This window comes from Pseudomonas sp. GW823-FHT02F05 (assembly GCF_058797315.1).
In genome coordinates this window covers 30,746-41,175 of sequence record NZ_JBXAJM010000034.1, presented here as the reverse complement: position 1 = coordinate 41,175, position 10,430 = coordinate 30,746, and the positions used below count along the sequence as shown (strand labels likewise).

The window sequence follows — 10,430 nt, the reverse complement described above, 5'->3', positions numbered from 1 at the left end:
CGATGGCGGTGTATCAGCTACAAATAAGGTAGCTGGCCCACCGCCATCGCAGGCAAGCCAGCTCCCACAGTTGAACTGTGAGTGTGTCAGAAGGGCTATTCGTCAGCCGTTGGGTCCAGCTCCGGGAACATCACTTCAATAAATCCGAATTTGCTGAAGTCGGTAATCCGCGAGGGGTACAGCCGGCCGATCAAATGGTCGCACTCATGCTGCACCACCCGCGCATGGAAGCCGTCGGCAAAACGTACGATCGGCTCGCCTTTGGGGTCGAACCCTTCGTAGCGGATCTGCTGGTAACGGTTCACGGCGCCGCGCAGGCCGGGCACTGACAGGCAACCCTCATAGCCCTCTTCCTGCAGCGGGCTGAGCGGTGTGATCAGCGGGTTGATCAAGATGGTCTGCGGCACAGGCGGCGCGTCCGGGTAGCGTTCGCTGGCCTCGAAACCGAAGATCACCAGTTGCAGGTCCACGCCAATCTGCGGCGCCGCCAGGCCAACGCCGCCCACGTGCTCCATGGTCTGGAACATATCGTCGATCAGTTGCCACAACTCCGGGCTGTCAAACATCTCCGGCGGCACCGGCGGGGCGATACGCAGCAGGCGCTCGTCGCCCATTTTCAGGATTTCACGGATCATTGTTCAGGCTCGGTCATGGGCTTGGAGTGGTCCCGGCCTAGGCCTGAGACGTGTTGTTTTTCATCGGTGTGGCCCGGCTCGCCTATTTCCTTCTCACCGGGGTCCTTGCCCTCGGCAGACATATGCTCGATCACCGCGTTCATCTCCGCGCCCAGCAGCAGTACGGCGGCAGAGATGTAGAAATACAGGAGCAAGACAATGATCGCACCGATACTGCCATACATGGCGTTGTAGTCCGCGAAGGTCTTGACGTAGTAGCCAAAGCCCAGGGAGGCGACGATCCATACCACCACGGCCAAGACGGAGCCGGGGGTGATAAAGCGAAATTCCTGCTCGACGTCCGGCATCACGTAGTACATGAGGGCCACGGCGAACATCAGCAAGATCACAATCAGCGGCCAGCGCAGGATGGTCCACAGCGTGACCACGAATTCCTGCATGCCGATCTGCCCGGCCAGCCACTCCATGACTTGCGGGCCCAGCACCATCAGCGCGGCGGCCGCCAGCAGCATGCCGGCGATACCCACGGTGTAGAAAATCGACAGCGGGAAACGCTTCCAGATCGGCCGACCTTCAACCACATCGTAGGCGGCGTTCATGGCGCTCATCATCAGGCGCACGCCCGCAGAGGCCGTCCACAGGGCGATAACGATACCCACCGAGAGCAAGCCGCCCTTGGACTGCTGCAACTGATCGATCACCGGGTTGACCTGTTCCAGCGCCTGGGGTGGCAACACCAGCTCCGATTGCAGGCGCAGCCAACTGAAGAAGTCGGGCAAATGCAGGAAGCCGATCAGGGCAATGAGGAACAGCAGGAACGGAAACAAAGAGAACAGCATCTGGTAGGCCAGTGCCGAGGCGTAGGTAGGCATCTCGTCATCGACGAATTCCTTGATGGTGCGTACCAGCACCTTGTGCAGCTTGAGACCATCGAGTACTGGAAAAAGCATAGCGTCTCCTTTCGCCGCAAAAGAGGTTGAGTTCGTGGGCGACTCAGGGGCCGTTTTCTACATCAAAGTAGCCCATTTGGCGACTTTGAAACAATTTCGAAAGTTTAGTTGCAGCACCGGATACAAAAACGGCCATCCGTGGATGGCCGTCGGGCTGCTGGGGTCAGCCAGCCAGGACGTGTTACTCAGTGGCTTTTTTCACTGCGTCCTTGGTCTTGCCCACTGCTTGCTGAGCTTCGCCTTTTTTCTCTTGGATCACGCCTTCAGCACGCAGCTTGTCATTGTCTGTGACTTTACCGACGCCTTGCTTGATGTTACCGACAGCTTCGTTCGCCAAGCCCTTTACCTTATCGGAAGTGCTGCTCATGGTATTACTCCTGATAACAATCAAATGGTTTTTGGTCACTACGTAGCGGTTGACCCGAAGCGCAACGGCAGAGTTTCAATTATTTTTGCGCAAGCATTTCATCGAAAGCGGCAGGTTTGGCTTTATGTTTTGCAGCCAACCCACGAGAATGCCCGGCACATTCAGGCTGCAACGCTGGATAACAGATCCCGTAGGAAGGTTATGAAACTCAATAAAGCACAGGCCATTGCCCGCAGAAACCAGGAACTGGGCGGTGCCGTACTCGGCGTCAACAACTGCCACTTCACCGACCTGGACCGCAAACGCAACATCTGGTGGTTCGACCTGCCGGTGGGGCGTATTGCCGTGGGCCAGTACGAGTGGATCCACCTGTTGATGCACAACGCCGACACCGACCAGTTGCTGCACCTGAAAGTGCCGACCGTGTTCCTGCGTGAAAAACTCGAAGGGCTGGTGGTACGCAATGCGGGCAAGCGCAAGCCGGAGATTACCCTGGAGCTAAGCGCGGATAAGGACTCGTTCTTGAAGGACGTACGCCCCGCCGGTGCGGGTGTGAGCTTCGCGCAGTTCGCGTTGTAAGCCCGGTAACCCTGTGGGAGCGGGCTTGCCCGCGATGGCAGTGAGTCAGGCGATACAGCAGTGGCTGCTGTAGCGCTATCGCAGGCAAGCCAGCTCCCACAGGGGGTAAGTGCTTCGCCAGCGCCCTCATAAAAAACCCCGCATCGGCGGGGTTTTTTATGGGTTACTTTTTAAGACCGAGTTTCTTCAGTTCTTCATCACGCAATTCACGCCGCAGGATCTTGCCCACGTTGGTGGTCGGCAGCGCATCACGGAACTCGACGGCCTTGGGCACCTTGTAGCCGGTGACGTTGGCGCGCATGTGCTCCATCACCTGGTCCTTGGTCAGGGTAGCCCCTGGCTTGACCACGATGAACAACTTGATGTGCTCGCCGGATTTTTCATCCGGTACGCCGATAGCCGCACACTGCAGCACACCCGGCAGGCCCGCCAGCACGTCTTCCAGCTCGTTGGGGTAGACGTTGAAGCCGGAGACCAGAATCATGTCCTTCTTGCGGTCGACGATACGCATGTAGCCGTCTGGCTGGATGATCGCGATGTCGCCGGTCTTCAGCCAACCCTCGCTGTCAAGCATCTCGTCGGTAGCTTCCTGGCGCTGCCAGTAGCCCTTCATGACTTGCGGACCTTTCACGCACAACTCGCCAGTTTCGCCCAGTGCAAGCTCGGTACCGTCGTCGGCGATGACTTTACACGCGGTGGAAGGCACCGGAATGCCGATGGTGCCGATCTGGATGTGCTGGATCGGGTTGACCGTGGCCACCGGGCTGGTTTCGGTCATGCCGTAGCCTTCGCAGATCGCGCAGCCGGTCACGGCCTTCCAACGCTCCGCCGCCGCCAGTTGCAACGCCATGCCGCCCGATAGGGTGACCTTCAGCGCAGAGAAGTCCAGCTTGCGGAAACCTTCGTTGTTGCACAGTGCCACGAACAGGGTGTTGAGGCCGACGAAGCCGCTGAACTTCCACTTCGACAGTTCCTTGACCATCGCCGGCAGGTCGCGCGGATTGCTGATCAGGATGTTGTGGTTGCCGATCAGCATCATCGCCATGCAATGAAAGGTGAAGGCATAGATGTGGTAGAGCGGTAGCGGCGTGATCAGGATCTCGCAGCCTTCATTGAGGTTGGAGCCCATCAGCGCCTTGCATTGCAGCATGTTGGCGACGAGGTTGCGGTGGGTCAGCATCGCGCCCTTGGCCACGCCGGTGGTACCGCCGGTGTATTGCAACACGGCCACATCGCCGCTGGCCGGGCTGGCATCGTTGACCGGCTGGCCATGGCCCTTGGCGAGTACGTCGTTGAACTTGATGGCCAGGGGCAGATGATAGGCCGGGACCATTTTCTTTACGTATTTGATCACGCTGTTGATCAGCACGCGCTTGAACGGCGAGAGCAGGTCGGCAACTTCGGTGACGATCACGTGCTTGACGGCGGTCTTGGGCACGACTTTTTCAGCCAGGTGCGCCATGTTCGCCAGGCAAACCAGGGCCTTGGCCCCCGAATCATTGAATTGGTGTTCCATCTCCCGCGCGGTATACAGCGGGTTGGTGTTGACCACGATCAGGCCGGCGCGGATCGCACCGAATACAGCGACGGGGTATTGCAGAACGTTGGGCAGTTGCACGGCGATTCGATCGCCAGGCTTCAAATCGGTATGCTGTTGCAGATACGCGGCGAATGCGCCGGACAATTCGTACAGTTCACCGTAGGTGATTGTCTTGCCCAGGTTGCTGAAAGCCGGTTTGTTGGCGAAGCGCTGGCAGGACTGCTTCAGTACCGCCTGAATATTCGGATACTCGTCTGGATTGATCTGTGCAGCAATCCCGGCGGGGTACTTATCCTTCCAAAAGTCTTCATTCATGGAAGCCCACTCCTCAGCGACGCGAATTCATCATCGCATTTGATGCGATTATTATTGGTGTATGTTTTTAGGTGAGTCTGGCGCTTTCAAGCAGGCCTAGAAGTCACAAAGCGCGCCGAGAGTAGCAGCTTTGCCAAGGGCCGCCTAGAGCCAAAAGAGGCCCCTACAGTCATAAACATGACTCAAGAATATCCAATGGTCACTTTTAGAGCAAAAATTCTATAACTCCAGAAATGGCTCTAGAACAGGCTCTCACGGGCGAAAAATACAGTGTGGGAGCTGGCTTGCCTGCGATAGCGATGGATCAGTCAATTCAACAGGCGACTGAAACACTGCTATCGCGGGCAAACCAGCTCCCACATTTTTGTACCCTATTTCAATTCAAGCGATGTCGCGCAGCTCCCGGCGCAGAATTTTCCCCACCGGCGTCATCGGCAACGACTCTCTCAACACAATATGCTTGGGCACCTTGTACCCCGTGAAGTTGGCCTTGCAGTACGCCTTCAGTTCCTCGAGGCTCACCCCCTGGGCCCGTGCCACCACGAACAGCTTCACCGCCTCCCCCGTGCGCTCGTCCGGTACGCCGATCACGGCGCAGTTGGCCACGGCCGGGTGGGCCATGATCACGTCTTCGATTTCGTTGGGGTACACGTTGAAACCCGAGACGATGATCAAATCCTTCTTGCGATCCACAATACTGATGTAGCCATCGGTGTCGATCACCGCAATGTCACCGGTCTTCAACCAGCCATCGGCGTCCAGGGTTTCGGCGGTGGCGGCCGGTTGCTGCCAGTAACCCTTCATCACTTGTGGGCCCTGGATGCACAGCTCGCCGCGCTCGCCCAACGGCAGTTCTTGCCCCAGCTCATCCACGACCTTCATCGCCGTACCCGGCACCGGGATGCCCACGGTACCCAGGCGCGACAGGCCGCCGTAGGGGTTGGTACTGGCCACTGGCGAGGTTTCGGTGAGGCCGTAGCCTTCGCCGATGGCGCAGCCGGTCACCGCTTTCCAGCGTTCCGCCGTGGCCTTGACCAGGGCGGTGCCGCCGGAGTTGGTAATCTTCAGGTGGGAGAAATCCAGGGTCTTGAAATCCGGGTGGTCCATCAGCGCCACAAACAGTGTGTTGAGCCCCAACAGGCCGGAGAACTGCCACTGCTTGAGCTCCTTGATAAACCCGCCGATGTCCCGTGGGTTGGTGATCAGCACGTTGTGGTTACCGGAGACCATCATGCACATGCAATTGGCCGTGAATGCATAGATGTGATACAGCGGCAGCGGTGCAATCATCACCTCCTGCCCTTCCTTGATCAGCGGATGGCCGTCGTCGCCCAGTTGCGACATGCACGCCCGCACTTGCTGCATGTTCGCCACCAGGTTGCCGTGAGTGAGCATCGCGCCCTTGGCCAGCCCAGTGGTGCCGCCGGTGTATTGCAGCACGGCGACGTCGTCCAGGGTCACCGGATGGCGCGTCACTCCAAGGCCCGCGCCCATGCGCAGGGCGCGCTTGAACGAAACCGCCCGCGGCAGGTGGTAGGCCGGGACCATCTTCTTGACTTTGTCGACCACGGTGTTGACCAGCCAGCCTTTGGCGGCGGGCATGAAATCGCCCATCCTGGCTTCGATCAGGTAGTCGATCTCCGTGTCGGTGCACACCTCCTGCACACGTGAACCGAACAGGTTGAGGTAGACCAGCGCCCGCACACCGGCATCCTTGAACTGATGGCGCATCTCGCGCGGCGTATAAAGCGGGTTGGTGTTGACCACAATCAGCCCGGCGCGCAGTGCGCCGAACACCGCAACCGGGTAATGCAGCACGTTGGGCAGCTGCACCGCGATGCGCTCGCCGGGCTTGAGGTCGGTGTGCTGCTGCAGGTAACCGGCAAACGCCGCACTCTGGCGCTCAAGCTCGGCGTAGGTGAGGGTAATGCCCATGCTGCTGAATGCCGGACGGTCGGCAAAGGTCTTGCAGGAACGCTCGAAGACCTCGATCACCGACTTGTAGGTGCTGAGGTCGATGGCATTGGGGACTCCCGCCGCGCGTTTGTCATTCCAGAAATCAGGTTGCATTATTCTTGTCCTCTTTACCTGAGTGTGTCCGGCCGCTGCCATGCAGATGTGCAGCAATAAGAAGCGGAGCTTTGGGGAAGTTAGCAGCTATGGCCAAACAGGCAAGACGCTGAACTGTGTCATTGATTGTATGAATCTTGTACCTAAGGCGTAGGCAGATACCCCGCCCCACGCCGGATGAGCTATACAATGCAACCACCCTGAGCAAAGGAAGCCGCCATGAACCACAGCACCTTCTGGCTGACCGCGAACGACCACACCCGTCTGTACGTCAACCAATGGATGCCCGACGGCCCGCCCAGGGCCGTGGTGATGATTTCCCATGGCATGGCCGAGCACGGCGGTCGCTATGCGCGCCTGGCGCAAGCGTTGTGTGGCGCAGGGTATGGCGTATATGCGCTGGACCAGCGTGGGCATGGCCGTACCGCCGAGGCCGGCACCGTTGGGCTATATGCTGAAACGGATGGCTGGAACAAAGTCGTGGGCGATCTGGCCAGCCTTAATCAGCACATCGGCCAACAGCATCCCGGGCTGCCGATCATCTTGCTGGGCCACAGCATGGGCAGCTATATCTCCCAGGCATACTTGCTGCATCACAGCGCCAGCTTGCATGGCGCAATACTCAGCGGCTCGAATTTCCAGCCGGTGGCCCTCTACCGTGCAGCGCAAATCATTGCGCGCATCGAACGTGCACGCCAAGGCATGCGAGGGCGCAGTGCGTTGATCGACTTCTTGTCGTTCGGCTCATTCAACAAAGCCTTCAAACCCAATCGCACCGCGTTTGACTGGCTCAGCCGCGACCCGGTTGAAGTGGACAACTACATCAACGACCCACTCTGTGGCTTTCGTTGCACCAATCAACTGTGGATCGACCTGTTGGGCGGCTTGCAGCAGATCAGCAAAGTCTCCAACCTGGCGCAGATTGATCCCGGCCTGCCGATCCTGGTGATGGGCGGCGATCGTGATCCGGTGAGTGAAGGCAAGCGTCTCAAGCACCTGGCCCACGCCCTGCGTGAGGCCGGTTGCCAAGACGTGCAATTGACGCTTTACCCGCAGGCGCGCCATGAAGTATTCAACGAAACCAACCGTGATGAAGTCACCGCCGACCTGCTGACCTGGCTCGACCAGGCGCTGGCGTTGCGCAGGCCCACCCGCTGCGAATAGTTTTTGCTTTAAAATCAGCCGATTAATTACCGTTAAGCCACAGGATGCACCTTGAGATGACCCAGGTAACCAACACCCCGTACGAAGCGCTTGAAGTGGGCCAGACTGCCAGCTTCAGCAAAACCGTCGAAGAGCGCGATATCCAGCTGTTCGCCGCCATGTCGGGTGACCACAACCCGGTGCACCTGGACGCTGAATACGCCAAGGCGACCATGTTCAAGGAGCGGATTGCCCACGGCATGTTCAGCGGCGCGCTGATCAGCGCGGCAGTGGCCTGCGAGCTGCCTGGGCCGGGCACGATCTATATCGGCCAGCAAATGACCTTCCAGAAACCGGTGAAGATCGGCGACACCTTGACCGTGCGCTTGGAAATCCTCGAGAAACTGCCGAAGTTTCGCGTGCGCATTGCCACTCGGGTGTTCAACCAGCGTGATGAGTTGGTAGTCGATGGCGAGGCGGAGATTCTGGCGCCGCGCAAACAGCAAGTCGTGACCCTGACCGAGCTGCCGCCAATCAGCATCGGCTGATCTACATTCCAGCCTTTGCATAAAAAAATGTGAGCGGGCTCGCCCGCGAATGCGGTGTATCAGCCAATACAACAGTGACTGATCCACCGCTTTCGCGAGCAAGCCCGCTCCCACACTAGGTCCAGCGTAGGTCTTACCTCAGGTCTTACGACTGAGCGCGAGCCTGGTTACGCAGGGCTTTTACCTGGTCGTGGTTGCGCTGTACACCGTGGTACTGACGCTCAACCAAGTCACGAATGCCCACCAGGTTGTGCTTGTTGATCTTCTCGATCGCTTCCTTGTAAGCCTTCAGTGCGTGGTCTTCACCGCGCTCGGCTTCGTTCAATACGGCCTCTTCGTCCTTGCCGGTGACCATCGACTTCACGTCGACCCAGCCACGGTGCAGGGCGCCGGCAACACTACCGGACTTCTCTGGATCGCCGCCCAGGGCACGCACAGCAGTTTTCAGTTCTTCGGCAGCGGTACCGCAATCAACAGCACGCTTGGCAAACAATGCCTTGAGTTCCGGATGCTTGATGTCTTCAGCGCATTCCTTGAAACCCTTTTGGCCGTCGATGCTGGTCTCGATCAGGTCGTTCAGTACGGAGATCGATTCTTTGTTGATATCAGTCATTTTTCAATTCCTTGTACGGGTTAGAAGGTTGCCTTGGTTATTGCAGCGCCCGTGCCAGGTTTATAAAAATTATTTTTATGTTTATTTTCAATAACTTACGAATTATTGAACCATCTGTATGTTGGTTATTTGCATGATCTGTCATTTGGCCTTCATGCAGAATGCCTGTATTTTCGAAAGCCTGGCCTCAACCCTACGACGCTCATGAATCCCGAAAAACTCGAACTGCTGATCACCCGCCAAATGCCCTTTGGCAAATACAAAGGCCGGATCATTGCCGACCTGCCTGGGCCCTACCTGAATTGGTTCGCCCGTGAAGGTTTCCCCCACGGGGAACTGGGCGGTTTGCTGGTCTTGATGCAGGAAATCGACCACAACGGCCTGTCCGAATTGCTTGAACCACTGCGCGCCAAACATGGCAGACCCGCCCCCCGCCACTAAGAGACTCACCATGCCAAGGAATGCCGATAACGACCCGCACTGGCAGGCCATCGCCCAACGCTATGAATACGAGCCCGGTCCGATCAACCTGGAAAACGGCTACTTCGGGCGCATGAGCCGGGCGGTGCAGGCCCAGTACCTTGAGCACATCAGCTTTATCAACCGCAGCAACTCTGTGCATGTGCGCCAGCGTTTTGAGCAGGGCGAAAACAACGAGATACGCCGCCAGTTGGCCGGGTTGATTGATGTCGACCCCGAATCGGTCGCTTTCACCCGTAACGCCACCGAAGCCTTGCAGTCGCTGATCCGTAACTACAACCGCCTGCAACCGGGCGACCAGGTGCTGATCAGCGACCTGGAGTACGACACGGTCAAAGGCGCCATGCGCTGGCTGACAGCGATTCGCGGCGTGGAAGTGATAGAGGTGGCCCACACCCACCCGGCCAGTTTCGACAGCCTGGTGCAGACTTATCACGATGCGTTTGTGCAGTACCCGCGTCTGAAATTAATGGCCTTGACCCATGTGACCCACCGTACGGGCCTGGTCATGCCGGTTGCGGACATTGCCAAGGCCGCGCGCGAACGCGCAATCGACGTGATCCTCGACGGCGCGCACGCCTTGGGCCAGATCGACTTCAACCTGGCCGAACTGGGCATTCAGTTCGCAGGCTTCAACCTGCACAAATGGATCGGCGCGCCGCTGACCCTGGGCTTTTTGTATATCGCACCAGAGCGCCTGGCCGATATCGACCCGGATATGGGCGAGTTTCACTACCCAGCCACCGATGTGCGAGCGCGTACGTCCTACAGCACGCCGAACTTTCCGGCGCTGATGACATTGCCCCTGGTATTTGAAGAGCATCGACAGTTGGGTGGCGCGGCGGCCAAGGGCGCACGCGTCAATTACCTGCGCAACCTGTGGGTAAACCAGGTACGGCCGTTGCCGGGGATTGAAGTGCTGACCTCGGATGACCCGCGACTGTATTGCGGGATCACAGCCTTCAAGTTCATCGGGCGTAATCAGCAGGCGATGGCGGACAGGTTGCTCAAGGAGCACGGCCTGTTCACCACTACGCGCACGGGGGCAGCGTTTGGCACCTGTATCCGGGTGACGCCGGGGCTGGTGACGTCGGCGGCGGACATCAATGCGCTAGTCCATGCGATCACCAAACTAAACACCGTTTAAAACTGTGGGAGCTGGCTTGCCTGCGATAACGGTGTATCAGCCA

General features: G+C 58.4%; 11 protein-coding genes. 5 read left to right on the top strand and 6 right to left on the bottom strand.

Annotated elements, in window-relative coordinates; translation table 11 throughout:
- Window positions 1-95: 95 nt before the first annotated feature.
- The 3 genes from def to AC1RAC_RS27250 form a co-directional block, all read right to left on the bottom strand.
- Complete coding sequence (gene def / locus AC1RAC_RS27260) at window positions 96-635, bottom strand: peptide deformylase (protein ID WP_034128513.1); 540 nt, start codon at window positions 633-635, stop codon at window positions 96-98.
- Window positions 632-1,585, bottom strand: a complete 954-nt coding sequence (locus AC1RAC_RS27255) for a YihY/virulence factor BrkB family protein (protein ID WP_032895581.1) — start codon at window positions 1,583-1,585, stop codon at window positions 632-634. The genes def and AC1RAC_RS27255 overlap by 4 nt, the downstream gene beginning before the upstream one ends.
- A 181-nt stretch (window positions 1,586-1,766) precedes the next feature.
- Complete coding sequence (locus tag AC1RAC_RS27250; RefSeq protein WP_003193737.1) at window positions 1,767-1,952, bottom strand: CsbD family protein; 186 nt, start codon at window positions 1,950-1,952, stop codon at window positions 1,767-1,769.
- A gap of 201 nt (window positions 1,953-2,153) precedes the next feature.
- Here AC1RAC_RS27250 and AC1RAC_RS27245 point away from each other — a divergent pair, with 201 nt between their 5' ends.
- Entirely contained in the window at window positions 2,154-2,531 is a 378-nt protein-coding gene (locus tag AC1RAC_RS27245; RefSeq protein ID WP_003193739.1) for a hypothetical protein, read from the top strand.
- 163 nt (window positions 2,532-2,694) lie between these two features.
- Here the strand turns inward: AC1RAC_RS27245 and fadD1 are convergent, their stop codons facing one another.
- Window positions 2,695-4,386, bottom strand: a complete 1,692-nt coding sequence (gene fadD1, locus AC1RAC_RS27240; protein ID WP_096144829.1) for a long-chain-fatty-acid--CoA ligase FadD1 — start codon at window positions 4,384-4,386, stop codon at window positions 2,695-2,697.
- Between the two features lie 381 nt (window positions 4,387-4,767).
- A complete protein-coding gene (gene fadD2 / locus AC1RAC_RS27235) occupies window positions 4,768-6,456 on the bottom strand; it encodes a long-chain-fatty-acid--CoA ligase FadD2 (RefSeq protein WP_492617144.1) in 1,689 nt (562 codons plus the stop codon).
- 219 nt (window positions 6,457-6,675) lie between these two features.
- Here fadD2 and AC1RAC_RS27230 point away from each other — a divergent pair, with 219 nt between their 5' ends.
- Together AC1RAC_RS27230 and AC1RAC_RS27225 are read left to right on the top strand one after the other, a co-directional pair.
- Window positions 6,676-7,620: an alpha/beta hydrolase gene (locus tag AC1RAC_RS27230; protein ID WP_054918239.1), complete on the top strand. Its 945-nt coding sequence runs from the start codon at window positions 6,676-6,678 to the stop codon at window positions 7,618-7,620.
- 56 nt (window positions 7,621-7,676) lie between these two features.
- Complete coding sequence (locus AC1RAC_RS27225) at window positions 7,677-8,147, top strand: MaoC family dehydratase (RefSeq protein ID WP_003193747.1); 471 nt, start codon at window positions 7,677-7,679, stop codon at window positions 8,145-8,147.
- 145 nt (window positions 8,148-8,292) lie between these two features.
- Here AC1RAC_RS27225 and AC1RAC_RS27220 read toward each other — a convergent pair whose 3' ends face one another.
- A complete protein-coding gene (locus AC1RAC_RS27220) occupies window positions 8,293-8,760 on the bottom strand; it encodes a ferritin-like domain-containing protein (protein ID WP_034128518.1) in 468 nt (155 codons plus the stop codon).
- Between the two features lie 204 nt (window positions 8,761-8,964).
- On the opposite strand from AC1RAC_RS27220, the gene AC1RAC_RS27215 reads away from it, so the two are divergent.
- Both AC1RAC_RS27215 and AC1RAC_RS27210 read left to right on the top strand, forming a co-directional pair.
- Window positions 8,965-9,201, top strand: coding sequence for a DUF3820 family protein (locus AC1RAC_RS27215; RefSeq protein WP_492617143.1), 237 nt, complete (start codon window positions 8,965-8,967; stop codon window positions 9,199-9,201).
- A 10-nt stretch (window positions 9,202-9,211) separates the two neighbouring features.
- Window positions 9,212-10,387 (top strand): aminotransferase class V-fold PLP-dependent enzyme, encoded by a 1,176-nt coding sequence (locus AC1RAC_RS27210; protein ID WP_072448469.1) that lies wholly within the window; start codon window positions 9,212-9,214, stop codon window positions 10,385-10,387.
- The last annotated feature ends 43 nt before the right edge of the window (window positions 10,388-10,430 follow it).

Excerpts from the sequence above, each read along its gene's own strand:
- def (WP_034128513.1), bottom strand. The coding sequence starts at position 635 with ATGATCCGTGAAATCCTGAAAATGGGCGACGAGCGCCTGCTGCGTATC.
- AC1RAC_RS27255 (WP_032895581.1), bottom strand. The coding sequence starts at position 1,585 with ATGCTTTTTCCAGTACTCGATGGTCTCAAGCTGCACAAGGTGCTGGTA.
- AC1RAC_RS27250 (WP_003193737.1), bottom strand. The coding sequence starts at position 1,952 with ATGAGCAGCACTTCCGATAAGGTAAAGGGCTTGGCGAACGAAGCTGTC.
- AC1RAC_RS27245 (WP_003193739.1), top strand. The coding sequence starts at position 2,154 with ATGAAACTCAATAAAGCACAGGCCATTGCCCGCAGAAACCAGGAACTG.
- fadD1 (WP_096144829.1), bottom strand. The coding sequence starts at position 4,386 with ATGAATGAAGACTTTTGGAAGGATAAGTACCCCGCCGGGATTGCTGCA.
- fadD2 (WP_492617144.1), bottom strand. The coding sequence starts at position 6,456 with ATGCAACCTGATTTCTGGAATGACAAACGCGCGGCGGGAGTCCCCAAT.
- AC1RAC_RS27230 (WP_054918239.1), top strand. The coding sequence starts at position 6,676 with ATGAACCACAGCACCTTCTGGCTGACCGCGAACGACCACACCCGTCTG.
- AC1RAC_RS27225 (WP_003193747.1), top strand. The coding sequence starts at position 7,677 with ATGACCCAGGTAACCAACACCCCGTACGAAGCGCTTGAAGTGGGCCAG.
- AC1RAC_RS27220 (WP_034128518.1), bottom strand. The coding sequence starts at position 8,760 with ATGACTGATATCAACAAAGAATCGATCTCCGTACTGAACGACCTGATC.
- AC1RAC_RS27215 (WP_492617143.1), top strand. The coding sequence starts at position 8,965 with ATGAATCCCGAAAAACTCGAACTGCTGATCACCCGCCAAATGCCCTTT.
- AC1RAC_RS27210 (WP_072448469.1), top strand. The coding sequence starts at position 9,212 with ATGCCAAGGAATGCCGATAACGACCCGCACTGGCAGGCCATCGCCCAA.